Source organism: Paraburkholderia sp. RL17-380-BIE-A, from assembly GCF_046028085.1.
In the GTDB taxonomy this organism is placed as follows: Bacteria; Pseudomonadota; Gammaproteobacteria; order Burkholderiales; family Burkholderiaceae; genus Paraburkholderia.
In genome coordinates, this window is sequence record NZ_JARESQ010000006.1 from 90,639 (window position 1) to 115,984 (window position 25,346).

General features: G+C 60.6%; 26 protein-coding genes. 17 read left to right on the forward strand and 9 right to left on the reverse strand.

Translation table 11 applies throughout. The features are described from left to right. Positions 1-74: 74 nt before the first annotated feature. Positions 75-1,244, reverse strand: a complete 1,170-nt coding sequence (locus P0D68_RS12045) for an extracellular solute-binding protein (protein ID WP_091806641.1) — start codon at positions 1,242-1,244, stop codon at positions 75-77. 239 nt (positions 1,245-1,483) lie between these two features. Continuing rightward, positions 1,484-2,428: an SMP-30/gluconolactonase/LRE family protein gene (locus P0D68_RS12050; RefSeq protein WP_408293794.1), complete on the reverse strand. Its 945-nt coding sequence runs from the start codon at positions 2,426-2,428 to the stop codon at positions 1,484-1,486. Between the two features lie 524 nt (positions 2,429-2,952). Between P0D68_RS12050 and P0D68_RS12055 the strand changes: the two genes are divergently transcribed. After that, a complete protein-coding gene (locus P0D68_RS12055) occupies positions 2,953-3,657 on the forward strand; it encodes a helix-turn-helix transcriptional regulator (protein WP_091806633.1) in 705 nt (234 codons plus the stop codon). Here the strand turns inward: P0D68_RS12055 and P0D68_RS12060 are convergent. After that, complete coding sequence (locus P0D68_RS12060; protein ID WP_091806631.1) at positions 3,641-3,955, reverse strand: helix-turn-helix domain-containing protein; 315 nt, start codon at positions 3,953-3,955, stop codon at positions 3,641-3,643. The genes P0D68_RS12055 and P0D68_RS12060 overlap by 17 nt on opposite strands. 154 nt (positions 3,956-4,109) lie before the next feature. Between P0D68_RS12060 and P0D68_RS12065 the strand changes: the two genes are divergently transcribed. Next, positions 4,110-4,703 (forward strand): acyl-homoserine-lactone synthase, encoded by a 594-nt coding sequence (locus P0D68_RS12065; RefSeq protein WP_091806628.1) that lies wholly within the window; start codon positions 4,110-4,112, stop codon positions 4,701-4,703. 144 nt (positions 4,704-4,847) lie between these two features. Here P0D68_RS12065 and P0D68_RS12070 read toward each other — a convergent pair whose 3' ends face one another. Further along, positions 4,848-5,537, reverse strand: coding sequence for a FadR/GntR family transcriptional regulator (locus P0D68_RS12070; protein WP_091806624.1), 690 nt, complete (start codon positions 5,535-5,537; stop codon positions 4,848-4,850). A gap of 300 nt (positions 5,538-5,837) precedes the next feature. Between P0D68_RS12070 and P0D68_RS12075 the strand changes: the two genes are divergently transcribed. The 4 genes from P0D68_RS12075 (at position 5,838) to P0D68_RS12090 (ending at position 9,493) form a co-directional block, all read left to right on the forward strand. Then, the gene (locus P0D68_RS12075) at positions 5,838-6,305 is read left to right on the forward strand and encodes a universal stress protein (RefSeq protein WP_091806619.1); all 468 of its coding nucleotides are present in this window, start codon (positions 5,838-5,840) and stop codon (positions 6,303-6,305) included. Positions 6,306-6,544: 239 nt separating this feature from the next. After that, positions 6,545-7,348, forward strand: a complete 804-nt coding sequence (locus tag P0D68_RS12080) for a helix-turn-helix domain-containing protein (RefSeq protein ID WP_408184324.1) — start codon at positions 6,545-6,547, stop codon at positions 7,346-7,348. Between the two features lie 121 nt (positions 7,349-7,469). Next, entirely contained in the window at positions 7,470-8,786 is a 1,317-nt protein-coding gene (locus P0D68_RS12085) for an SUMF1/EgtB/PvdO family nonheme iron enzyme (RefSeq protein ID WP_408293799.1), read from the forward strand. 173 nt (positions 8,787-8,959) lie between these two features. Further along, on the forward strand, positions 8,960-9,493 hold the full coding sequence (locus P0D68_RS12090; RefSeq protein ID WP_408293802.1) for a nuclear transport factor 2 family protein: 534 nt from the start codon (positions 8,960-8,962) through the stop codon (positions 9,491-9,493). A gap of 216 nt (positions 9,494-9,709) precedes the next feature. Here the strand turns inward: P0D68_RS12090 and P0D68_RS12095 are convergent, their stop codons facing one another. After that, positions 9,710-10,660 (reverse strand): LysR family transcriptional regulator, encoded by a 951-nt coding sequence (locus P0D68_RS12095; protein WP_408293805.1) that lies wholly within the window; start codon positions 10,658-10,660, stop codon positions 9,710-9,712. Between the two features lie 130 nt (positions 10,661-10,790). Here P0D68_RS12095 and P0D68_RS12100 point away from each other — a divergent pair, with 130 nt between their 5' ends. The 5 genes from P0D68_RS12100 (at position 10,791) to tnpB (ending at position 15,708) form a co-directional block, all read left to right on the forward strand. Beyond that, positions 10,791-12,221 carry a sulfatase family protein gene (locus tag P0D68_RS12100; protein ID WP_408184328.1) on the forward strand — a complete coding sequence of 477 codons (1,431 nt, stop codon included), beginning with the start codon at positions 10,791-10,793 and terminating at the stop codon, positions 12,219-12,221. A gap of 57 nt (positions 12,222-12,278) precedes the next feature. Continuing rightward, positions 12,279-13,586 (forward strand): MFS transporter, encoded by a 1,308-nt coding sequence (locus tag P0D68_RS12105; RefSeq protein ID WP_408293809.1) that lies wholly within the window; start codon positions 12,279-12,281, stop codon positions 13,584-13,586. Positions 13,587-13,593: 7 nt separating this feature from the next. Continuing rightward, entirely contained in the window at positions 13,594-15,024 is a 1,431-nt protein-coding gene (locus P0D68_RS12110; protein WP_408293812.1) for an FAD-binding oxidoreductase, read from the forward strand. Between the two features lie 162 nt (positions 15,025-15,186). Beyond that, a complete protein-coding gene (locus P0D68_RS12115; protein WP_408293815.1) occupies positions 15,187-15,294 on the forward strand; it encodes a transposase in 108 nt (35 codons plus the stop codon). A 69-nt stretch (positions 15,295-15,363) separates the two neighbouring features. After that, entirely contained in the window at positions 15,364-15,708 is a 345-nt protein-coding gene (gene tnpB / locus P0D68_RS12120; RefSeq protein ID WP_408293818.1) for an IS66 family insertion sequence element accessory protein TnpB, read from the forward strand. Positions 15,709-16,116: 408 nt separating this feature from the next. On the opposite strand, the gene P0D68_RS12125 is transcribed toward tnpB, so the two are convergent. From P0D68_RS12125 to P0D68_RS12140, 4 genes are all read right to left on the reverse strand, one after another. Continuing rightward, entirely contained in the window at positions 16,117-16,851 is a 735-nt protein-coding gene (locus P0D68_RS12125) for a class I SAM-dependent methyltransferase (protein WP_408293821.1), read from the reverse strand. Positions 16,852-16,869: 18 nt separating this feature from the next. Then, a complete protein-coding gene (locus tag P0D68_RS12130; RefSeq protein ID WP_408184333.1) occupies positions 16,870-17,919 on the reverse strand; it encodes a glycosyltransferase in 1,050 nt (349 codons plus the stop codon). 105 nt (positions 17,920-18,024) lie between these two features. Continuing rightward, positions 18,025-19,308, reverse strand: a complete 1,284-nt coding sequence (locus P0D68_RS12135; protein ID WP_408293823.1) for a glycosyltransferase family 87 protein — start codon at positions 19,306-19,308, stop codon at positions 18,025-18,027. Continuing rightward, positions 19,305-20,546, reverse strand: a complete 1,242-nt coding sequence (locus P0D68_RS12140; RefSeq protein ID WP_408293826.1) for a glycosyltransferase family 87 protein — start codon at positions 20,544-20,546, stop codon at positions 19,305-19,307. Before P0D68_RS12140 ends, P0D68_RS12135 begins: the two co-directional genes overlap by 4 nt. A 1,073-nt stretch (positions 20,547-21,619) precedes the next feature. Here P0D68_RS12140 and P0D68_RS12145 point away from each other — a divergent pair. The 6 genes from P0D68_RS12145 (at position 21,620) to cpaB (ending at position 25,327) form a co-directional block, all read left to right on the forward strand. After that, the gene (locus tag P0D68_RS12145; RefSeq protein ID WP_408184337.1) at positions 21,620-21,790 is read left to right on the forward strand and encodes a Flp family type IVb pilin; all 171 of its coding nucleotides are present in this window, start codon (positions 21,620-21,622) and stop codon (positions 21,788-21,790) included. 96 nt (positions 21,791-21,886) lie between these two features. After that, complete coding sequence (locus tag P0D68_RS12150) at positions 21,887-22,105, forward strand: Flp family type IVb pilin (RefSeq protein WP_408293829.1); 219 nt, start codon at positions 21,887-21,889, stop codon at positions 22,103-22,105. A gap of 109 nt (positions 22,106-22,214) precedes the next feature. Then, on the forward strand, positions 22,215-22,400 hold the full coding sequence (locus P0D68_RS12155; RefSeq protein WP_408184338.1) for a Flp family type IVb pilin: 186 nt from the start codon (positions 22,215-22,217) through the stop codon (positions 22,398-22,400). A gap of 28 nt (positions 22,401-22,428) precedes the next feature. Further along, positions 22,429-22,965: an A24 family peptidase gene (locus P0D68_RS12160; RefSeq protein ID WP_408184339.1), complete on the forward strand. Its 537-nt coding sequence runs from the start codon at positions 22,429-22,431 to the stop codon at positions 22,963-22,965. A gap of 90 nt (positions 22,966-23,055) precedes the next feature. Continuing rightward, entirely contained in the window at positions 23,056-24,453 is a 1,398-nt protein-coding gene (locus P0D68_RS12165) for a DUF8689 domain-containing protein (protein ID WP_408184340.1), read from the forward strand. A 37-nt stretch (positions 24,454-24,490) separates the two neighbouring features. Beyond that, on the forward strand, positions 24,491-25,327 hold the full coding sequence (gene cpaB / locus P0D68_RS12170; RefSeq protein ID WP_408184341.1) for a Flp pilus assembly protein CpaB: 837 nt from the start codon (positions 24,491-24,493) through the stop codon (positions 25,325-25,327). The last annotated feature ends 19 nt before the right edge of the window (positions 25,328-25,346 follow it).

Here is a 25,346-nt window from a genome sequence, read left to right on the forward strand (position 1 = left end):
TGATGCGCGTGGCGCGTCGTGTCACGCACCACGCGTGGATCGCAACGCCATGCATGCATGGCCACACGCGCAGACTATTTGGTCTTCTGCGCGCCGACCTCGGTGTCCCATTTCTTGAATGCTGCGACCATCGCGGCGGCATTGAGCGGCAATGCATGCGGACGCTCGGCGAGTAGCTTCGCGTATTCCGGCCGGCCGTATTTCTTCAGCACGTCCTGGCTGTGCGCGGGCGCCTGCTCGACGCTCACGCCCTTGATCGCGGGACCAGGATAGAAATAACCGTCGTCGTAGGTCATGGCCTGCTGCGCCGGCTCGAGCATGAAATTCATCAGCTTGTAGAGCACGTCGAGCTTTTCCTTCGGCACGCCTTTCGGAATCACCATGTAATGCGCGTCGTTCACCCACGTCATGTTGTCGAACGCTTGCACGCGGAATTCGGCCGGCACGATGCCGAGCGCGCGCGGATTGATGTCCCAGCCTGTGACCGTCACGGTCATGTCGCGCGTGCCCTCGCCAAGTTCCTTCATCACTGCCGACGTGCCGCCCGGGTAGTAAGGAATGCAATCGTTCAGTTGCTTGAGGAAGGCCCACGTCTTGTCCCAGCCGTGAATCGGATCCTGCGGATCCTTGTCGCCGAGCACGTAGGGCAAGCCCATCAGAAACGTGCGGCCGGGACCGGAATTCGCCGGCCGTGCGTAGATCAGTTTGTCCGGATGCGCCTTGCACCATTGCAGCAATTGCTCAGGCGTTTTCGGCGGATCGCTGACTTTGGCGGGGTTGTACTCGAGCAGCGGACCGGCCGGCATATAGGCGACCTCGAGCCCGAAACCCTGCGCGAGATCCTGCATCTTGCGCGGGCCCGGCGCGTATTTGTCGAGCACGCCGGGGAACGCCGCTGCGTTGTCGGGCAGCAGCTTCATCCACAGAGACTGTTCGATGCCGGCGGCGAGCGCGTCGGTGCCGGTCAGCACGAGATCGATATCGGAGCGGCCCGCGGCCTGCATCGCCTTGATTTTGCCGGGCAGTTGTGGAGCGGGCGCGTTCGTGAAGGTGAGATTGGCGACGAGGTTCGGATACTTCGCCTTGAAGGCCTCGAAGCCCTTTTGCGTGAGTTGAAGGTCGCCGGCCACGTCGACGATATTGAGCGTGACCGGATCGGCCGCGTGCGCGGCAGATGCGAAAGCGGCGCTCGCCGCGAGACATACGGACACCAGCCTGAGCGCCAACCTGTCTGAAACAGTCATTGCGTCTCCTCGCTTCTTGGTATGTAAGTCCGCCGATCGGTTGCGCTGCGGACGGTGTCTTTCTACCAATGGAACATAGCGAAGCGGGACAGCTGATGTCAAGCAAATGCTCGCGGCAGCTTCCGGCTACCGAAAATAACAGTTCTGGCGCTGAATCCTTGCCGTTCAATGGTTTGCGCGCGGCATCCAAGGGCAAACCCGGAGCCATTCATGAAATCTGACGACAACTTGCCAGACAACTAGCCGCCTTGCACACCTTGCGTATTCACATACAGCGAATAAAGCCCGTGGCTTGCAGCCATGAACAGACGGTTGCGATGTCGCCCGCCGAAACACACGTTCGCGCAACGTTCAGGCAACGCGATATGGCCGAGCGGCTCGCCTTGCGGTGTGAAGACGCGTACGCCGTCGAGTTCGTCCGTGCCCATGCCCCAGCCGCACCACAAATTGCCGTGAATATCGACGCGAAAGCCGTCCGGCGTACCCGGACCCGCGTCGATCAACACCCGGTTGTTCGTCAGCGTGGTGCCGGTGCCGGCGCCTTCCACGTCGAACGCGCGGATCTTGCGCGGCTCGCCGCGCGATTCGACGATGTACAGGACCGACTCGTCCGGCGAAAACGCGAGGCCATTGGGTCCCAACACGTCGTCGGCAACCATGGAGACTTCGCCGGTTTGGCCGTCGACCCGGTACACGCATGCCGGCAGTTCGGACTCCTGCCGCTCACCCTCGTAGAAACCGTCGATACCGAAGGTCGGATCGCTGAACCAGATCGACCCGTCCGATTTCACGATCACGTCGTTCGGCGAATTGAAGCGCTTGCCGCGATACCGATCGGCGAGCACGGTGATCGAGCCGTCGTATTCCGTGCGCGTGACGCGGCGCGTCAGATGTTCGCAACTGACGAGGCGGCCTTGCCGGTCGCGCGTATGCCCATTGGCGTTGTTCGACGACTGGCGAAACGTCGACACCGTGCCGCTCGGTTCGTCCCAACGCAGGATCCGGTCGTTCGGAATGTCGCTCCACAGCAGATAACGTCCGTCGCCGAACCAGACCGGCCCCTCGGACCAGCGCGCGCCTTGATACAAACACTCGACGGAGGCGGAAGCGAGAATCAGCGGCTTGAAGCGCGGATCGAACTGACGGATGGAAGGATCGGGATAGCGTCGGCTGTTGTCGGTCATGCTGGCGGTTCAAGTAGGGGTTGGCTTGCGCGAATTCGTGCTCCAACGCGAGCCTCGCGAATTCCCTGTATTGCTTGCGAAGATCGCAGATTACTCTGCCTCTCTTTTGTATGACAATAGAGCCGGTGGGGAACGCATGCTGCGGCAATCGGCTGGCAATGCCGGTCGATTTCGGCAATTAGTGCGATTATGACTGATATTTTGGCAAGGATCGCCAATTAGAATCGTTTCACAATAAAGTTGCCAACGATTGGCATCAAAACGCTGTTGCGAGACATTTAGCGCCATTAACAGCCGGCAAATGTTAATTAGCGCATAAAATCGCGGCAAAACAGGCAACTCACTGATCGCCAAAGTGCGGCCTTAACCTTTTTGTTAGAAATCATTCCGGCTTTGCAAATTAAATTTTAGTGATAGATTGTGCAGATAAAAAACCACCGGACGGAATGCCGACCGCAGTTAACCGCAACGGGATGTTTGCGAGCCTGAGAGAGTAAAAATTGCCGCTACATTTTATCGAGGAGATGGCACCGCTACTGAACGCCGCCGACGAAGCGGAATGGTTCGGTGCAATCTCGGGTCTTGCGGAGACGTGGGGGTTCGACAAGCTGCTGATCGCCATGCTGCCGCGCCCGACGATCCGCCTCGAAGACGCCTATGTGCGTAGCACGTACGCGCCCGTATGGCGCCGTACATATGACGAGCAGGGACTGGTCCATATCGATCCGACCGTGTCGCATTGCGCGACACGCGCGGCGCCGCTGATCTGGTCACCGGATATTTTCACGACCGCGCCGCAGCTTTCCATGTACGAGGAAGCGCGTGCGCACGGACTGCGCGCCGGCGTGACATTGCCGATTCATGGACCGAACCAGGAAGCCGGCATGATTTGCTTCGTCAATGACAGCAATCCCAACGACGAGTTCTGGCGTCATATCAACGTGGCATTGCCGAATCTGGTACTGCTGCGTGATCTCGTCATTGATACCAGCCAGCGGCATTTGAATACGCACGCCCAGACCTTATTGCCCAAATTGACGCCGCGTGAACGCGAATGCCTGAAATGGACCGCACGCGGCAAATCCACGTGGGAAATATCCCACATCCTGAACTGTTCGGAAGCCGTGGTGAACTTCCACATGAAGAACATCAGAACGAAGTTCGGTGTGAATTCGCGGCGCGCGGCGGCCGTAATCGCAGCCCAGCTCGGGCTTATTGACCCGGGTTGAGCAAGGCGGCGTCACGGCTGTAAAGCACGCGCTCGGCTCGGCCCAGATCGGCGTCGGACACGGTTTTGGTGAAATACAGGCCGAGCAGGATGGCGACCGGCGCCGGGATTTCGGCACCCGACTCGAAACGGCTGCCACGCGACTGCGTCACACCGAAGCGGGCCCAGAAACGGCGCTGACTCTCTTTTTTCTTTTTGCGGTAAGCAATGATCAGAACCCGGTCAACCGCCGTGGAAGGCTCTGCCGGGCGCGTTTGAAGGCCGGTTTGCGGCTGCCAATGATTTTCGAGAAGTTCCATTTTCGTGTCCTGTCGGTTGAGGGCAAGTGCTTGTCTCGAATTCTGCTTTACCCGATAAGCATGCACACCTATCCAGGTAGGTAGGTGGCGGAACGATTCAAAATGCATAAGTTTTCTTGCGTATTGGGTACCCCAACACGTTCAGGAGAACGTCATGCAAACAGCAATCCGGATTGGAATGCGTCAGGAATTCGATAACGAGGACATCAACGAGATGTACCGGCTGCGCGCCCGGGTATTTCACGGGCGGCTCGGGTGGGATATCCCGACAATCGCCGGCATGGAAATCGACGGCTATGACGCGCTCGGGCCGCATTACATGCTGATCCAGGGCGACAACAGGCAGGTGCGCGGCTGTTGGCGCCTGATGCCGACCGAAGGGCCGAATATGCTGAAGGACACTTTCCCGCAATTGCTCCACGGCGCGGCGGCGCCGGTTGGGCGGCATATCTGGGAATTGAGCCGGTTCGCGATCGAAACCGGCGGCGAGGAGCAATCGTTTGGCTTTGCGGACGTCACCATGCAGGCGATTCACGAACTGGTGACATTCGCCGACCAGATGGGCATTACGCGTTATGTCACGGTCACCACCACGCCGATCGAGCGGTTGCTGCGCAAGACTGGCATCGAAATCAGCCGGCTTGGGTCGCCGTTGCAGATCGGCGTGGAGCGGGCCGTGGCGCTGGATATCGCGGTGAGTCCGAAGACCCGTACCGCGTTGTTCGGGCCGATCGCCGTCGCTGCCTAGCTGCTGCACCGCAGTTGCTGCGCCGCCATTTCGCCGCAGCGGGCGGAGCGGCACCGGCGCCGGGCCGGGCCTTGTCGGGCTCGCCTCGACCCGCCGGCGCCATGGCGCTTCGGCCCAACGGTTCGGCGACGGAGCGAGGGAGACTCAGGAGCCGAACATTCGGTCGAGCGCGTTCTCGAGATGCGCTCGCATCGCATTTCCGGCGGCCAGCCCGTCCTTGCGGCGGATCGCTTCGAGCACCGCCTTATGCTCCGCCTGCACGAGTCGCTGCCGCTCTACCGTCTTCACCAGCGAAAGATTGCGCGACAGGTTCATGCTGAAGAGGATCTGCTCTTCGATGAACGACATGACCGTGATGAAAAACGGGTTCTTCGACGCACGCGCCACCGCGAGGTGGAACATGAAGTCGTCCTGGGCGCCGATACCCTGCGTTTCGATGATCCGCTCCAACTGGTCCCATGCATGCTGGATGGCAGCCATGTCGTCGGCATCGGCTTTGAGCGCCGCCTGCTCCGCCGCGCCCGCTTCGGTGACGATGCGGAATTCATAGCAGCGGCGTATGTCGGACAGCGTTTCGAGTGGGGCGAAGCGGCGCACGTCGGGGTCCGGGCGACGCGCGACCGTTGTCCCCGATCCGTGCCGCGTCGCGATGATGCCGTCGGCCCGCAAGCGCGCCAGCGCCTCGCGCACCGTTGGCCGTGATGTGGCAAAACGTTCGGCCAACGCATGCTCGGTTGGCAAGCGCTCCCCTTCCTTGTACTCGCCTTCGACAATGCGGTTGAGGATGTCGCCGTAGATTCTGTCGGGCAAACCCTTCGTTTTGCGCTCGTTCATCGGCGGGCTGCGGCAGCTTGTCTGAGTAGGCTCCAATTGTAAGGCAAACCCGGCGCTGGTCTGATCACGTCCATGCGGTCCGAAGTGCGGCGAATGCCACAGGTGCCGGCCGCCCGGCGCTTATCCGGCAAGACACCTCGACGCAAAATTTGACAAGAGTTTGATTTACATCCAGGTTGAGTGCATGTTCTTCAGCGACCATTTAAGCTTTCGTTGGCAATGAAGTGCCAATCAACGTGGCAATCGCCCCAGCCAATCGAAACGGCAGCGGCATTCAGTTCCTCGAGACACGGAGTCGATATGTACACACGCATCCTTGTAGCGGTCGACGGCAGCAATACCTCGCGCCGTGCGTTCGAAGCAGCGCTCGCGCTCGCCAAATCCAACGGCGCAATCTTGCGGCCGTTCTATGTCGTCGAAAACACGCCGCTTTATTTCGAAGCGCCCGGCTACGATCCCTCCGTATTGCGAAACCGTCTCGTCGAAGAGGGCAAGGAACTCGGCGCTGAATTCGCCAAGACCATGATCGAACACGGCGTGAAGGGCGAGCTGGTGGTAGGCGAGGCGTCGTCGCTCGATGATGTGGCAACGGTAGTGCTCAAAGCCGCCGCCCATTTCAAGGCCGATCTGCTGGTGATGGGCACGCACGGACGGCGCGGCTTTCAACGCCTGATTCTCGGCAGTGTCGCCGAACGCTGCGTGCGCCAGGCGAGCTTGCCCGTGCTACTGGTTCCATCCGCCGCAGGCAAGACCGGCGACGCAGACTGAATGCAACGGCGCGCCATGCACGCGGCGTATTCGCTGCTCGTGCGCCCGAGCTTCAACGCACGACCTCGTGCAAGAGCGCGAGCAGGGCCTCACCGCTCATTGCTTATAGCAGTTCCATCAGAATCGCCGCCAGCGATATCGATCAAGATACCTAACTTCCTGAACGCGTCATTTTGTCGCGAAGCAGGCAGTGTGGCCGGTGGGACAATCCTTCTATACCTGACCATTGGCTGCAGAACATGCTCACTCCTACTGCTGTTACGCGCTCCGACGGAACTGCTGAATCCACCGCGTCCGCCGCTAGCGCATTGCCGACGCGCGGCAGCCGCCGTGCGGTGTCGTCAAGGGCAAGCACGCGCACCACTGCGCGCTGTTCGAGTTGCGCCATGCGGCAACTCTGTATGCCTCACGGCCTGTCGCCCGACGAACTCGCGAAACTCGAAACGCTCATATGCTCCGCGCGCTCCGTACCGCGAGGTGAGGCGCTGTATCGCAGCGGGGACCGTTTCGACAATATTTACGCGGTGCGTTCCGGTTCGATGAAAACCATCATGGCGCACCGCGGTGGCCGCGAACAGGTCACGGGTCTGCGGCTCGCCGGCGAAGCGCTCGGCCTCGACGGCATCAGCAACGACGTGCATGCCTGCAGCGCCGTCGCTCTCGAAGACAGCACCGTGTGCATCGTGCCCTACACCGCACTCAAGTCGCTATGCCGAGAAATCAGTTCGATGCAGGAACGCATGCACAAACTGCTCGGGGAGCAGATCGTGCGCGAAGCAGCGCAGATGATGGTGCTCGGCTCGCTCTCGGCGGACGAACGGGTCGCCGCATTCCTGCTCGACGTGTCAGAGCGCAATGCACAGCGGGGGTATTCGTCGGCGGAATTCAATCTGCGCATGACACGCGAAGACATGGGCAGCTACCTCGGCATGACGCTTGAAACCGTGAGCCGGACCCTGTCAAGATTTCAAAAGCGCGGCCTGATCGACACACAGGGCAAGCACATACGGATCGTCGATCTGGAAGGTCTGCGGCGGGTCTAGCCTGCCGCCAGGAGCCCAGCCGATGCTCCACGCCCACTTCTTTTAACGCGCTTTCGTCTTGGCATGGCTCCTGCGAGCGGGTACAGTCTTTAGTCCGTCCCCCGCAAGGAGACCCGGCGAAATGAATCGCGACCCCGCCCCGCATCACCCGCTCGTTCAGCGTCTGATCGAAGCGCGTCAAGTCACCGACGCACTGTTTTCCATCGTCAAACCCGAGTTTTTGTATGAACGCCCGATCCGTGAACGCCACCGGATCGTGTTTTACATCGGCCATCTGGAAGCTTTCGATCGTAATCTGCTCGATCAGCGCCTGTGCGATCTGCCCGCGTTCGATCCGCAGCTCGACCAGCTTTTTGCCTTCGGCATCGACCCTGTCGATGGCGGTTTTCCAACCGATCAGCCCAGCGACTGGCCGTCGCTCGACACCGTTCGCGGCTACGGCTTGCGCGCGCGCGAGCAGATCGACCGCGAGCTGGATGCGCTGACGCACGCCGCGCAACCCGGCCGCGACGACACACAAACCGCGACCGCCGGGCAATTGCTGAATGTCGCCATCGAGCACCGGTTGATGCACGCCGAGACGCTGGCGTACATGCTCCATCAGTTGCCGCTTGCGCAGAAGGTCACCGAACTGCGCGAGCCCGTCTTGACGCGCGGCCGAGAACGGGACGCGCTGTCGTCGATGGTGAGCGTGCCGGCCGGCGCGACGGTGCTGGGTATGGCGCGCGAAGGCGGCCGCTTCGGCTGGGACAACGAGTTCGGCGAAATACGTGTCGACGTGCCCGCCTTCGAGATCGATCGCTACATGGTGACGAACGGCGCGTTTCGCGAGTTCATCGAGGCAGGCGGCTATCGCGAGCCGAAATGGTGGTCGCAAAAGGATTGGGCGTGGCGGGAGGCCGAGCACATCGAGCATCCCGCCTGCTGGTCGCGGCGCGCTCACGGCGAAGATAGCGAAGGCGGCGCGTGGATGCTACGCACCATGTTCGACGAAGTCCCATTGCCGCTCGACTGGCCCGCGTACGTGAGCCACGCCGAAGCCAGCGCTTACGCCCGCTGGGCAGGCAAGGCGCTCCCCACCGAGGCGCAATGGCAGCGTGCCGCACACGGCGCCCCGCACGCCGCGTCGGGCAATTTCGATTTTCGCAGTTGGAACCCGCAACCGGTGGACGCGTATCCGGATAACGTCAGCGCATTCGGTGTCGAAGGTCAATTCGGTAATGGCTGGGAGTGGACCTCGACGGTGTTCGACGCCCTGCCCGGGTTCGAAGCGTTTTCGTTTTATCTGGGCTATTCCGCTAACTTCTTCGACGGCCAGCATTTTGTGATCAAAGGCGGCTCGGCGCGCACCGCGCAGTGCATGTTGCGGCCGACTTTCCGCAACTGGTTTCAGCCGCATTATCAGTATGTGTATGCGGGGTTTCGGTGCGTGAGGTGATTGACAAATGAAGCATAAGGCCGTTCTACCGGTCACCTTACGCTTTATTTGTCACCACCACATCAACGCTGGAGTCGTTCGGGAACGATCCCTGGCTGAAAAGGACGGGCAGGTTCGCGAACCGCGACCGCGCGACCAACAGCTTTGCCGTCCCGGATGACGGTGCCGCCGTCATGGCCTTCCTGGCAGAACGCACCGTCCGATCGCCGCATACGCGGCGCGCCTACGTCGCCGAGATCCGAAGGCTGATCGCACCTGTTAGCGACGCAGCGGACAGGCTTGCGGCTGTCGATGCCCTCTTCCGCTTCGCCGCTGGCATTGACCTTCGTGACAGGAATCTTCTATCGTCCTCTCTCGCAGAAAACGCCGTATCGGACTTTCGCCCGGCCGCTGCTAAAGCCGGGTTCGACTACCCGGTCATCGAGGGCAGAGAAGTTATCGTTGCTGCCTTGACTGCCTCTCTCGCGACACTGGATACAACGCACTCCGTGACAAACCCACGCGTCACCATCAACGGTGACACGGCGCGCCTGGATGCACTTGTGGAAGCCCTGCATGTCCCACGGGACGATCACACTCGTCACTATCTGATGAAGAACCGCTACGATGTCGAACTGGCAAGAGAGGGTGACGTCTGGGTCATCACGCGGAACACGGTCGACAATGTCTGGCGCTCTGGAGATCCTGCGGTTCTTTCTGTCGTATAGAGTTTGCTTGCCTGGAGACTGAATGGTGGTGTGATCGAGTTACCGTCACCCCCGACACGGCGCGGCTTTGATCGCTTCATTCGGAGCGTCGTAGGCTCTGCGCATAGGTCTGTCGATCACCGAATGACCTAATTGGGCCGATCGGCGGGCGTCCGTTCAGGCTTGGCGATCGACTCGTAAGCCGTCTTTCGCTCCGGGCCATTGGACCGGCTCACGTCAATCAGCTGTCGACCGGCATAGACGCTCCTGAACTGCGTTGACGCATTCCAGCGCGGCCGGCAACACGGAATTCACAGACGAAGTGCTATAGAACAATTGCACGGTCTCGAGAAAGCTCGCGCCAGGCAGGGCGAGGATGGCGAGACCGGCACGGCCTGCTCGCTTGCGCGCGACGGCCAGCGGCATTAACGCCAGAAACGGGTAGTTCGCCAACATGGTCTCGTTGGTCGGCAAGGAAATAGACTGAACGCAGCCATCGGGAAACGCGAGTCCCGACTGGGCCAGCCAGCTTTGCAAAGCGAGGTACGTCGGAGCCTCCTTCGGCGGCAGGATCCAGGGCGAACCGGCCAGGTCTTCCGGTACGACGTTTCTGCGGCTCGCCAGCGGATGATCTCGCCCGCACACCACCACGATCGGGTCGTCCATGATCGCGCGCGACGCAAAATCCCCTTTGCCGAATCCGACCGGCTCGGTGCGGCTCAACACGAAATCGAGTGAGCCGTTCGCGAGCAAGGGAAAGAGCCGGTCGCTAGTCGCTTCGTGCAACGCAACATTGACGTGTGGCGCGCGCCGCTTCAACTCAAGTATCAACTCCGGCGCGAACACCGGCAGCACAGTGGCGACCGCACCCACTGAAATTTTGCCGGAAAGGCCACTAGTGAGCGCGTCCACTTCGTAGCGTGCCTGCTCGAGTTGATGGAACACCTCTCGCGCGCGCTTCGTGAGCGTCTCGCCGACGGCCGTCAACTGAAGCCGGTTGCCGACCCGCGTCATGACCGACACGCCGAGGCCGGCCTCGAGTTCGGCAAGCTGTTTCGATATGGCGGGCTGCGTCACATTCAGCGTTTCGGCAACCAGCCGGATTTGGCCAAGACTGTCGAACAAGGTCAGCAGCCTTAGGTGGCTCAGTTTCAATCCGGCCTGAAAAAAACGCTCGATCGGGTCCACGGCGCTCCTCATTGCGAATAACTTATGGTTATGCGCATTCGATAAAATGTCAATTGCTTGTCATGCGTCCGCGTACCATCATCAAGCTCAGGAGACAGCCGCACTCACAGCGCGCCCTGACATACCCACCATGAATGCCACGAACATACTGTTCATTCTGTCGGACGAACATCAGCACAACTTGATGGGCTGTGCCGGCCACCCCTTCATTCACACACCCAATCTGGATTCGCTCGCTGCGCGCGGCACGCGCTTTTGCAACGCCTATACGCCGTCACCGATCTGTGTGCCGGCGCGTGCGAGCCTTGCGACAGGGCGCTATGTTCACGACATCCGCTGCTGGGATAACGCCATCGCGTACGACGGCGGCACGCCGGGCTGGGCGCAATATCTGACGGCGAGCGGCATGTTGACCGACTCAATCGGCAAACTGCATTACCGGAGCGACGCAGCGCCCGTTGGGTTCCGCCGTCAGCATCATCCCGTGCATATCCTCGATGGGATCGGCCAGGTCTGGGGCTCCGTGCGCAATCCGCTGCCGCACACCATGGGCCGCTCGCCCCTCTACGACAAGATCGGTCCGGGCCTGTCGAACTACAACCGCTTCGACATGCGCGTGGCCGATACGGCCGTCGAATGGCTCGGCGAGCAGCGCGGCAACTCGAAGCCCTGGGTGCTGTTCGCGGGCCTCGTCGCGCCGCATTTCCCGCTGGTGGTGCCGCAGGAATTCCTCGATCTCTACGATCCCGACAACATCGAACTGCCGTTGCTGCATCCGTCCAGCGGTTATGCGCGGCACCCGTGGGTCGAACGGCAGGCGGTCCATATGGACCATGACGCCGCCATCGGAAGCGACGGGCGGCGCCGTCTTGCGATGGCCTGTTATTTCGCCCTGGTCACGTTCCTCGACGCGCAGGTCGGCAAGATTCTCGCAGCGCTGAAATCCAACGGTCTCGACGAAACGACCACGATCATCTACAGCAGCGATCATGGCGATAACCTCGGCAAGCGCGGCATGTGGAACAAATGCCTGATGTATCGCGAGTCGACCGGCGTGCCGATGATTGTCGCGGGCCCCGGTATTCCCAAAGGCAAGGTGTGTGAAACACCGGTGTCGCTGATCGATATCCAGAATACGATTCTGGAGCGCACCGGTTGCGCGGCACCCGGCAACACCAGCCCCGGCGAGTCGCTGGCAAAACTGGCCAATGCGCCGGATCAACCCGGGCGGCTTGCGTTTAGCGAGTACCATGCCGTCGGCTCGGAGACGGCGGCCTATATGCTCGCGGATGCCGACTACAAATACCATCACTACGTCGGCTTGCCGCCCGAGTTGTTCGATCTGCGCCGCGATCCGCAGGAGTTGCGCGACCTCGCGGCGTTGCCGGATTACGCGGGTGTCAAAGACCTGTTCGAGCGGCGTCTGCGGGAACTGCTCGATCCTGAAGGCGTGGACCGGCTCGCGAAAGCGGATCAGGCGCGTCTTGTCGACGCGTTCGGCGGACGGGAGGCAGCGCTGCGAACCGGCACACCCGCGGCGACGCCCGTGCCGGTCGAATAGGATCCGGCTCAATAGCCGTTGCAGCACACAAGACAAATGATCGACGGAGACAACGCGATGGCCTCAGCAGAACTGGCAGCGACGGCGCATGAGCCGACGCGCCAAACCCGATGGAAGACGGTCATTCTCGCGAGCCTCGGCGGCTCGCTGGAGATTTACGACTTCATCATCTACGGCGTGTTTGCCCGTGAAATCGCGCGACAGTTCTTTCCGGCCGCGGACCCGATCGCCTCCTTGATCAGTACCTTCGGCGTGTTCGCGATTGGCTATGTGTCGCGGCCGCTCGGCGGCATCGTGCTCAGCAGTCTCGGCGACCGCTTCGGGCGGCGGCTGGTGTTTCTCGTTTCCGTGCTGGCGATGTCGGCGTCGACTATCGGCATCGGACTGATCCCCGGGTACACGTCGATCGGCGTGATGGCGCCCGCGCTCCTGATTCTGCTGCGCCTCGCGCAAGGTTTTTTCCTCGCGGGCGAATTGCCCTGTTCGATCACCTATGTGGTGGAGGAAATCCCGCAACGTGCGAGTCTCGTGAGCGGGCTCGTCATTTTCTGTCTGAACTCGGGTGTGCTGACGGCGACGCTGATCAGCCTCGCGCTACATGCGGGCTTGAGCGCTGAGGCCGTGTTGTCGTTCGGCTGGCGGATCGCATTTATTTTCGGCGGCGTGATCGGGCTCGTCTCGTACTGGTTGCGTACCTCGCTCGAGGAATCGACGGAATTTCAGCGCTTGCGCAGCCATAAGGTCAAGCGTCCGTTCCGGGTCGTGCTGACGGAGTATCCGAAGCAGGTGGCGGTGGGCGTCGGCGTGGCGGGTATCGTGAATGCGTCGAACAGTCTGCTGTTCGTGGTGTTGCCGTCGTATATGACCACGGTGCTTCATATCTCGCCGGGTCTGGCGAGCGCCGGCCAGAATGTCGGCATTGCGACGATGTCGGCGTCGCTGCTGTTCTTTGCCTGGATCGGCGATCGGGTGGCCTCGCGTCATTGGCATCGCATCGGCTCGATCCTCATGCTGCTCGGCAGTTACCCGTTCTACCGGCTGATCGCCGCCCATGAAATCGATCCGGTCTTCGCGTTCGTCGTGATCGGCATTGTCGGCGGGCTGGTCAACGGTTCGTATGCCTATCTGCTCGCGGATCTGTTTCCGACCAACGTGCGCTTTAGCGGCATCGCGTTGTCTCTCAATCTCGCTACGGTCATCTTCACGGGCATCACGCCGCTCGTTGTGACCCAGTTGTTGCACAAGACGGGTTCAGCGGCTGCCCCGGGGCTTTTTCTGACCGGTATTGCCGTGATTGCGTTGGCTGCCGGATTGGGCTTGAAACGCTTCGGCGGACAGATCGGCCGCGCCTCGGAAAAGCGTTGATCGATACATGACACAGCAGACAAACGATATGACGGACCTGCAACGGACACTCATCGAGCAACTGGGCGAACAGTGCGTGTCGCTCGACGCGGGCGTGCTGGATGCGCACGCCGGCGACTGGAGCGAAGCCGAAAAGCGACGCCCGGAACTGGTACTGATGCCGCGTACGCCGGACGAAGTGGCCAAGGCGCTCGGCGTACTCTCGAAGCTCCGCCAGAAGGTCGTCGTGCAAGGCGGCCTGACCGGTCTCGCGGGTGGCGCTACGCCACAAGCTGGCGAAGTGGCGGTCTCGCTCGCCAGAATGAATGCGATCGAAGAGTTTGACTGCATAGGCGGCACGATCACGGTTCAGGCAGGCATCGCGCTCGAGCAATTGCAAACGCACGTGGAAGCGCAGGGATGGTTTTTTCCGCTTGATCTGGGCGCGCGCGGCTCTTGCCAGATCGGCGGCAATGCGGCGACCAACGCAGGCGGCAATCGCGTCGTGCGCTTCGGCGTAATGCGCGATCTGATTCTCGGCATGGAAGTCGCGCTCGCGGACGGCACCGTTCTTTCGATGATGAACAAGGTCACCAAGAACACGACAGGCATCGATCTGAAGCAACTGTTCATCGGCTCCGAAGGCATTCTCGGCGTGATCACCCGGCTCGTGTTGAAACTCGAGCCGAAGCCAACCGTGTCGAATACCGCCTTGTGTGCGCTTGGTTCGTTCAATGCCGCGACACGGTTGCTGAAAGAGCTGCGGCGCCGTTTACCGGCGCTGTCGTCGTTCGAATTGATGTGGGACGATTACATGAGCGCCGCAATGGAGATCGGCGCACTCAAGGCGCCCTTCGCGAAGCGCTCAGCGGTATACGCGATTGTCGAAACGTTGGGCGCCTCGGAAGAAAGCGAGCGACGAGCGCTCGAAGAAGTCCTCGAATATGCGCTCGAAAGTGAAATCGTCGATGACGTGATCGTCGCGCAGTCCCTCGACCACTCCAGACAGCTATGGGCGTATCGGGAAACCATCGGCGAATTGCTGGGCCGCCTGGCACCGCATGCGGCGTTCGACGTGGGCTTGCCGCTCATTGCGATGGACCGCTTCGTCACAACGATGAGGGAAGCGCTGACGTCGCGTTTCCCGGATCAGACTCATCTGTTCTTCGGCCATCTCGGCGACGGCAACCTGCATCTACTGTCGGGTCCGTACGCTGAAGCTGGAGCAATGCAGGAGGTGGAGCGGCTGCTCTATGAGGGGGTGCGAGCCGCCGACGGATGTATTTCCGCCGAGCACGGCATTGGTGTAGTCAAGCAGGAGTTCCTCCATCTGAGCCGGTCTCCTGAGGAAGTCGACCTGATGCTCAAGCTGAAAGCCTTGCTTGATCCGTGCGGAATACTCAATGGCGGCCGGGTAGTCAGTGAACTCGCTTTTCAGTCAAGCGCCGGGAATATCTAGCGTCTGTTGTACTCCAGCAAACGGCCGTTCGGCCGCCATGCGTCGAAAGGCAGCTCCGGGTCGCGAGTACTCATTCACTCGCATCGGCATCTGACATTCAAGGCTACGGGGCGCCCGAATTGCCCCCGCGAGCTTCGTGAGCGACTGGCAGCGACCGCTCGCGTGCCGGGCGTATCAGTCGCAAAACTGGCTCGGCAGAATGGCATCAACGCGAACATGCTGTTCACCTGGCGGCACGATCGAGATCCGGATCGGTCGTGCGGTGGTTAAAGTGGACGGCCTGGTGGACGGCCTGGTTGACGCGGATATGCTGCGGATCGTGCTGGATAGTCTGCGCTCATGATCTCCCTACCGGCAGGCACGCGCATCTGGATCTCTGTGGGCGTCACCGATATTCGATGCGGGTTTCAGGGGTTGGCAGCGAAGGCGCAAACAGCGCTTGAGGAGAATCCGCTGGGCGGCTACGTCTACATCTTCCGCGGCCGTCGGGGCGATCTGGTAAAGATTCTCTGGGCCACGGAGGACGGAATCTGGCTGCTCGCGAAGCGGCTTGAACGAGGCCGTTTTATATGGCCCAAGGCCGACGGTGGCAAGGTCCATCTGAGCTCTGCGCAACTGTCGATTCTGCTTGAGGGTATCGACTGGCGACAGCCGCTTCGCACTTGCGCACTATCGATGTCGTAAACCGCGCGGCGGACTCGTCAACCACGGCGCATGTCGAACGGCGCCGATCTCCCCTGGCGATATCGAACTGCTGAAGACCTTGCTGGTCTTGGCCCATAGTCTGCTTGCCGAGCGCGATCTCGAGATTGGGCAGTTCAAGGCGCAGATCGCGTCAGTCGAAATTAAATTCAGCTTCTGGTTTAATTCTGAAAAAATCGACCACCTTCTGGTTTAAGCGGACAAGCCGAGACAGATATCTAGCCGCAGATTACCGTTCGGCTTTTCCTTATTTTTTCCAGATTTCGCTTTATTCGACAGGTGACGACTAATAAAACAAACGTGCAATATCAGCACGACCGCCACGCCGACGATCCGCATACACCGAAGCCGAACGGTCTTATCAACCCAGCGCTGTTTTCCACGGGGATGTCACTTCGCCGTCAGCACGGCGAGCAGCGACACGCCGCACGGCAATGTACCCCGCGAAACCCAATGACGCTCTGCACTGAAAATCCGATAGAGGAGCATGTTTAGAGCCGCGGCTGGCGTGGCATCGCCGCTCGACCGGTCGTGCTTGAGCAGACGATCGATCAAGCGCACGGCAATCGCCAGCGGAAGCAACAGCGCGTTGAAGTAAGTCATGCGTTCGATTCGATAGCCTGCTTCGTCGGCGCACGCCGCAAGGGCCGCTCGACTGTAGCGTCTATGGTGGTGAAGATAGACGTCGTGCGCGCCCCACAACCATTGGTATGCCGGCACTGTCACGACGATTTTTCCGCTCGGGGCCAGGGTTTCCCGCATACGCGCAAGCGCGCCGACGTCGTCAGCGATGTGCTCGAGGCAATCGAAGAAACAGATCAGGTCGAAAACTTCGCAGTCGAACGGCACATCGTCCGGGCAACGCCCCGCGCGAACATCGAAACGTGCTCCGGTGCTTTTTGCCGTCAGCATCCGCGCCGTCTCGTCCATCTCCAATCCGCTCACGCTGCCGAACTCGGCCAGCATTTCGAGGTTACCGCCTGTGCCCGAACCGATTTCGAGCACACGGGCGCTCGACGGCAACGCAAGTCGGTTCAACACCGAACGCACCACATCGCGCCGACCGCGGAACCACCAATGTTCGGCCTCGGTCTCGGCCATCTGAAGATAAGCATCAGGGGACATGATTCATACCTCCACAAATCAACGTCCAGCGAAGCGCACGCGCTTACGCGAGGATTCGAGCCGCAATGTGTTCGTCACGCGTGAACTGTTGCGCCCGACAGGCAGCGTGCTGACCTTGCTATTTTCCTGATAGCGGCGGCGCACGAGATAGACTGGCCGCCCTTTCGTCTCGTAGTAGATTCGGCCGATGTATTCGCCGACCACGCCGATTCCCACCAACTCGATACCGCCCAGGAACAGCATCACGGAAAGCAGTGACGCGTAGCCCGGCACTGGGTTGCCGAGCCAAAGCGTGCGCCCGATGATGAAGCCGCCATACACAAAAGCCACCGTGGCGATCGCAAGCCCAATATAGCTCCAACTCCGCAGCGGCACGGTGCTGAAACTCGTAATGCCCTCGAGCGCAAAATTCCACAAGCGCCATCCGGAGAACTTCGAATGACCAGCGCTGCGTGGTTCGCGCTGGTACTCGACGATCACGGTCCGATAGCCGACCCAAGCAAAGAGTCCCTTCATGAAGCGCCGCCGCTCCGGCAGGTTTCGCAATGCGTTGACGACCTGGCGGTCCATCAAGCGAAAATCACCGACGTTTTCCGGAAGCTTCACTTCCGATAGGGCATTGTGAACACGATAGTAGATCGCGGCGGCGGTACGTTTCGCGAAAGTGTCGCACGCCCGATTGGTCCGTTTGGCAGCGACAACTTCCGCCCCCTCCCTCCAATGTTCGATCATGACGGGAATCAAGCTCGGCGGATCCTGCAGATCCGCGTCGATCGGGATCACCGCATCGCCCCACGCCTCGTCGATCCCCGCCGTCAGCGCCGCCTCCTTACCGAAGTTTCGCGTCAAATCGATCACACGGATGCGCGTATCGCGCGCGCTGGCAGCGATCAACTTGTCGAGCGTGCCGTCGCTGCTGCCGTCGTTGACGCAGACTATTTCGAACCGCGTCGACGCGATCCCCTCGAGCACCGGAACGATTTCGCTAAAGAATTGGCCGACCGCCTCGCCTTCGTTGTAGAACGGCACTACTACTGAAATCAGCTGCATATTATTTTGTTCAAACATGATTGCCTCCCCGTAAATCCGATTTGATGTCATGAGCCGGTCCGGGCCTTCAACGCATATCGCGCACGTTGACTACCGCCGTTTCCTTCTCTGTTTTAACGGCCGTCACTCGACCCCATAACGCTGGAAGACCGGGGCCGCGCGTCCTTCCAGCACGATGCGCCGCACCAACAGTCCGAGCGTTGTCAGCGAGATCCACGGCAAGAACTGGAAGAGCCCGCAGGCAACGATCAACATGCCCCCAAGCGGGGCGACCCAGAGCACGGCCAGCCATTCCCGCTCACCTCGCTCCCAACCCGCGACCAGCGCATGCCGGCAATACCACGCGATCAAGACACCGAACCATGCGAGGTCGTAGTCGTAGAGATAGGGGCTCATGAGCAGGCTTGCACAGATCAACGTTGCCGCGCGCAGTGAATACGCGCATTCCCGGCTCCAGGCGTAACAGACGGCAGCTGCGGCGAGCAATGCGCACGCGCCTTGCGCTGCGTAGGCGAGCACAGCCGGCGCATGGACCAATGTAGCGAACGCGAATACAGTCGGCACGCGTGCCAGCGTGGCGTGCGCTGACTCGATGCTGTAAGTGGCAATTCCGGTGTTATGCAGGAATGCGGTTAGGGTTTCCGCGCCGAACGCGAGCAAAGCCAACGCAAGTGTGGTCCCGGCCGTCAGCAAGAAAGCGGCGAGCGCGCGCCACGAACGCGAGCACAGTAACGCCAGCGGAAACAGCAGGACCAGTTGTGGCTTCATGCAGAGCAGGCCCAGACAGACCCCTGCAGCAACCGGCCGGGTGCGCAACCACACAAGGCCAGACCCAGCAAGCGCTGCTGTCAGCAAACCGTTCTGCCCGACGCTGATGACGAAAAGCGCACCAGGAAAGAACAGCACCGGCAGCATGGCGTGCCGGTCCGGCACGATGGCCCGGATCACCTTTACGAAGAGCACATATGCGCCACCGAGCCATAACACCGCGGCTGCCTTATACGGAAGCAGCGCGAGCGGAACGATCAGCAGCAGCGTGTTTGGCGGATACAGCCACGGCAGGATGCCATTGACGGTGCCCAGGTACGGCACCGTGCGGATCTCGATGACAGACAGCGCCTGAATGTTGTACGCGTCGACTGCGTGCCCGTGCAATGCAAGAACTGCTGCACTCCAGAACGGCAGGAAATCAACGACGAATGGACTCATGCCGCTCACCTCATTCTGCCGGCTCAGCCGGATCAGATAGATTGCGATGAACAACGCATAGCATCCAAATACGATAATCGGGTATAGCCGCAGACGGTTGGCGTTGAGCCAATGCGGACGCCTCGCCGGCCCCGCTGCGTGCAATGGAGGAAACGGCCGGCATTTGCGCGACGCGCGGCGCAACACGTTCATGTTCATGCCGCCTCCTGCTTATCGAGCCGCACACGCTGAACGATAGTAAGCAAAACGATCAACAGGACTAGCGGCCCGACTTGCGGCAGCTGCATCAGCCGATTGACGTACTCGTATAGCGGCAGCAGCCACGCCAGCACCAGAATGACCTGCTCGCCACGCCGCCAGCCCTTTTCCAGACCACATACCGCAAGGCAGGCAAGCGCCACGCCGAGCCAGGTCAATTCGTAGAACCATAGATAGGGGTTGGCAAGCATTGTCGCCACGGCCAACGCGGCGGCTCGCAGACGCAGATCGTCTGTGAGTTTCCACACATAACATGCGGCCACCGCCGCAATCAGTGCGACGCCGCCTTGCGCGACATAAGCCATGGTGACCGACGCGTCAGCGAGGCGTAACGCGGCGAACGGGGTCGGAGAAGCAAACCAATACTGCATGCGGCTCTCGAGCACCATCTCCCGCGCGAAGCTCGTGCTGGCTGCGAACGCGTGGAGCGATTGAGTGCCACACACCAGCACACTGAGTGCTCCAAACGCCGCTGCGCTGATCGCCGCTACCCACATGGTTCTCCACGCACGCGCAGCGATCAGCACCACTGGAAACAGCACCGCCAATTGCGGTTTGATCGCCAGCAAGCCGATGCAGATACCGGCCAGTACGGGCTTTTTCTCGGCCCAGCGAACAGCGAAGGCCATCAGCGCAGCGGTCAATAGCGCATTCTGTCCAATGACGGCTGCGACATAGACACCCGGGTATGCCAGCACGACGAGCATCGCAATCCACGGGCGGCGAAAGTGCGCGGAAATACCGCTGACAGCTAGCGTGCCTGTAGCGAACAACCAGGCGCTGACGCACACGAACAATAAATAGCAAAAGGTGTAAGGCAGAAGAGCAAGCGGTGTGACGAGCAGCAATAGCGTTGGCGGATAAAGCCACGGCAGAAAGCCATGATTCACATACGCACCAAAAAGCGCTGATTCTTCCCGTGCAAAAGTAGGGTAATCGTAGACCGCCGCCGGTGAGCCGTTCAACATCATGTGCGACGCGGTCCAGAACACCGAGAAGTCGACGCCCGGCCGGGTGACATCGGTTGCCATGAAACCGCTGCTGGACCAACCCCATGCCGCCAGTACGATGATGTTCATCACCAGCATCGCGCAGCTGTACAGCAGCACGCGTTCACGTGTCAGCCAACTATGGATGCGACGTTCGGCGCCGAACGCTCCCCGATCTGAAAAGTACATGATCCCCGCCTCGCACGAAAGCCGGATATTTTTTTCATCCGGTCTATCTGATTTTTTGTTTCTATTCCTAAGCGAACGAATGGTTCATCGCACGCTTGTGGTCGGATTCATTGTTGTAGGAAATACGTTGACTTTCAAGCCATCGTTTTCCTCACAGGCAGCGGCACCCGTCAAAAACGCGCGCCACGGGTCAAATTCGACACGTTTTTTCCTGCCCTGGATGTGACGCGTTTCAACTTTGAAACGATTTGGACTCAGAGGACTATGGAAATGCCGCCGATTTCGTCGACGCAAGCGTTCGCACCGGACTAGGGTAAGTCCCAAGACATTTACCGCTGCGCAAGGAACGGCGGGCCTCTGCGGGATTTTTTACCGGACCGATTTCCTCCGGAAATTGTTGCAGATTAGAGCCAACCTGTGCGCCAAGGACGAGAGCGAACCATGATGAAACTGGCCTCACGCCCGTATTTCCTCGCGTTTTGAGAAGCTGGCCCGGTGCTTGCAAAGGAAAGAGCGCGGAAGTCGACGACGTGACGACCGTTGCGATTCAGGCAGCAGGTGCAAGGGAGATCCTGAAAAACGCAACTGGAGTCAGCCACGGGGAAGTTTCTTCACATACGCAGCTGCAACTATCAAGACGGCGCGGATGGCAGGAGAACAGATGGTGGTCGCCGACTAACTAGCGGGCTCCGGCTTAGGCCGGAAGCCAATAACGAGCAATAGAAGTCGAGGACCAAGACATGAAGATCAATCAAATAAAACGACAGGATTGCCGTTGCTACGGCGACACCGGTCTCACGTTCCCTGCAGCACCCACGTCGTTCATTCGCCGCGCGCATCATCGCGCCGCCAACGATATCCACGGACCCTGTGCCTGGCAATTCGCCAGACACGCGCTCCGCAATCTGTTCACTCGCAGCAACTCTTCCGGCCAGATTGGCTGGCACGCATCAGTGTGCACGCCGGCGCGGCCGACCTAGACTCTGCGCCCTTCTTTTTCGCAGTGCCTGTAGTACCTTCCATCAGCCAATTCAGGCCGATGGCTTTTAATTAGCTATCCAAAGGAGTTGACCATGCAACATATCATCGACCATGCCAAGCGTTTCGTTCGTGACGAAGACGGTGTAACCGCCATCGAATACGGGCTGATCGCAGCCTTGATCGCTGTCGTGATCATCGGCGCCGTAACGACCGTCGGCAACAAGCTGAATTCGGTCTTTACGACGATTGGGAATGACCTATAAGCCGCGCGCCGACGGACGATTTCGATGCGTTGATTCGTCCGTCTCCGCCGGGCTTTCCATTCTGACAGCGCTCTACAACCTACATAGGAGAGGGCAATGAATGCGATGAGAGAAGCGGCACGATTCGTTACGCTGATGCAGTCCTTCCGGATTGACGCAGCCCGCATCAAACGTTTCGTGTCGGACGAACAAGGTGTGACGGCCATCGAGTATGGCCTTATCGCCTCGCTAATTGCGGTGGTCATCATCGGTGCCGTAACGCTAGTCGGGACAGACCTGAACGCGGTGTTCACCACGATCGGAAACGACCTGTAGAGACGGGATTTGACGGGTGAGCGGATTTCCGTCTCTCCCGTCTTCCCAGAAATCATTGGGTGTTCAACCGTCGAGCGAATCCGACGACGAACCAATTCGGGAGATAGCCATGTACGCATGGAGAGCCATTGCAAGGCAATTGCTGCGGGATGACGGCGGCGTCACTTCGATCGAATACGCACTGATCGGGTCGCTCATTGCAGTGACGATCCTCGGCGCGATCGCCACGCTTGGCAGCTCCTTGGGCAATCTCTATCAGCGCATTGCGACCAAAGTCGCGACGGCGCTTGGATAAACGCAGACGAACCGAATCGAGACTCGCCATGTTTCTGCCCCCACAACCCATTCCGGCATGCGTGATCGCCCTGGCTATCGTAACGGCCAGCACGGATCTCACATGCCGTCGGATTCCGAACCGCATCATCGCAATTGGCCTCGCCGCTGCATTTCTCGTGCAGGTCTGGTTGAACGGTCCGCTTGCCGGTAGTGCGCACTGGTTAGCGGGTGCCCTGACCGGTTTCGCGGTGTTGCTCCCCTTCTATCTGCTACGGGGCATGGCGGCCGGCGACGTGAAACTGCTCCTGACGATCGGCGCCTGGGTCGGGCCGGCGATGACCGTCCGTATCGCCTTGGCAACATTCGTTGTTGGTGGGATCTGGTCGCTATGCGTCACCCTGCGTCGCGGTCGTACAAGGCAACTGTTCGTGAATCTCTGGTGCATTGTAAGCAGCGCGTGGCGCCCCGGACGACAGATGGCCGGGAATCCTCAGTACCAGCAGATCGAATCGGTTGGATCACTGCCCTACGGTGTCGCCATTGCCGCTGGCACATTAGGTGTGTTGTTCGCATCGGCTGCATAGCCGAGGAAATCCGGGGTTGCCGCCAGCATGGACAGCCAGAACTTTACAGCCTGTGATGCCGGTCGCAAACCGGTCCAGGAGAACAGAGCGATGAACCAGCAGAACATTGAAGGCGGGAGTGTCGCACAGGTTACGCACCTCCCCGATCCTGCGCCGTCGTACAGCCGTCATGCGGAGGAATCCACCGTGTCGCTGCGTGCTCCGCGCACGCTCACAGAGACCGGACTGCCACAGGAGTTCGTGGCGCGGCTCGTACTCAAGTCCGTCCTGCTGCACGGCAAGTCGAGTTTCGCGGATCTCGCCGAGCGGCACAAGCTGTCGGTGGGCGTACTGGACGACGTGCTGGCATTTCTCGTGCGCGAACATCTGGTCGAGATCACCCACCGTGGTGCCAATGACATCGACGTGCAGCTTCGCCTCACGGACAGTGGCCGCAACCTCGCACAAGACGAAATGACACGCTGCAGATATTGCGGCCCTGCTCCCGTCGCGTTCGACGGCTATGCAGCAAGCGTGCGCGAACATTCGATTCGTCGGGTCCGCATCACGCAAGGCGATGTAAGTTCGGCCTTTCGCGACGTGGTCATCGATTACGCGCTGCTCGACGCAGCGGCGACATCGCTCAATGCTGGGCGCCCCCTGATGCTGCACGGCCTCGCGGGCAGCGGCAAGACCTTCCTCGCCGAGCGTCTCGGACTGCTGCTGCGCGGCAATGTGCCGATTCCCTACGCGCTCTACGTCGGCGGCGAAATCGTGCAGCTTTACGACCCACTCGTGCATCGCGATGCGCCCGAGCAAAGTCAGACGCAGGTGGCGGACCGGCGCTGGCGCATGTGCCGCCGCCCGGTAGTGATCTCAGGCGGCGAACTGACGCTCGAAGCGCTCGACCTGCGCCATGACGCCACGGCCGGCTTCTACCAGGCGCCGCCGCACATGAAAGCAAACATGGGGCTGTATATCGTCGATGATCTTGGGCGCCAGCGCATCGCGCCTCACGACCTGCTCAACCGTTGGTTGATGCCGCTCGATCGGGGCGTCGATCAGTACACGCTGCAATCCGGCTCGCGCTTCATTGCCCCTTTCGACGTATGGCCGGTGTTCTCCACCAATTTCGCTCCGACACAATTCGACGAAGCATTCCTGCGTCGTCTCGGCTCGAAGCTGTACGTCGGCCCCTTATCGGTCGATGACTATCGCGCCGTCTTCAACGCGCGTTGCGCTGCCCTCAAGCTCACTGCAGTGCAGACCTCATTCGACTACCTGCTGCACAACCTGCATCTGCCGAGCGGCAAACCGTTCCTGGCCTGCTATCCAGGCGATCTGCTCAGTCTGGTCTCCGCCACGGTGCACTACCGCGGCGCGGCGCGGGAAGTGACGGGGGAAGGACTGCGCGAAGCATGGCACAGCTATTTCGGCACCGCGATGGACCACGACAGTACTTACCCACCTATGACCGACCGGCCGGGCCAGCAGTTGGCAGTCGGTTGACCGGCAAGTATCCAATGACCTACGCAGGAGTATCACCATGAAAAACAGTCGCGCTTTAGTCATGTTGGCCGTCGCCATGGTGGCCGGTCTGGCCGCCGTAGTCTTTGCTTCTCGATGGCTGATACAAACCTCGTCGAACGCGGTTACGCCCATCGCGGTCGCGGCGGGCGACGTCAGTCTCGGCGAGCCGCTCAATGCAAATCTGATTCGCACCGTCAACTGGCCGACGGGAAGTGTGCCGCCTGGCGCGTTCACGGATCCGAAAGCGCTCGAGGGCCGTGTGGTGCGTGCGAGTCTCGGTCGCGGCGAACCCGTGATCGAGTCGAAGCTCGCGCCGATCGGCACCAAGGGCGGCCTCTCCGCCGTCATCGGTGAAGGCAACCGCGCCATCACGGTCCGCGTCAACGATGTGGTCGGCGTAGCGGGCTTCGCCCTGCCGGGCAACTACGTCGACGTCATCGTGAATACCCAGGAGCCGGGCAAGAGCGACGCTCAGCAAAGCATCTCGAAGATCGTGCTGGAAAAGATCCTCGTGCTCGCCGTGGCCCAGCAGGTCAATCGCGACGACACGGCGCCAAAGGTCGTCAACGCGGTCACGCTTGAAGTCTCGCCTGACCAGGCAGAAAAACTCGACCTGGCGCGCAGCGTCGGCACGTTGTCGCTGGTGCTGCGCAACCAGGTTGACAAGGCGACGCTACCGACCGGCGGCGCCACGAAGATCACGCTGCTAGGCACGCCGGTAGCCGCACCAGCCTCGGCACCCGCAGCTTTGCCCGCGCGGCCGGCGCGCGTGCACTACGCCGCACGACCAGCGGCGAAGCGAGATTGCGTCGGCGTGCTCTCGGGTGCGTTGGGCAGTGTGGAATGTTTCTAGGGCGGACGCGGCGGCATCT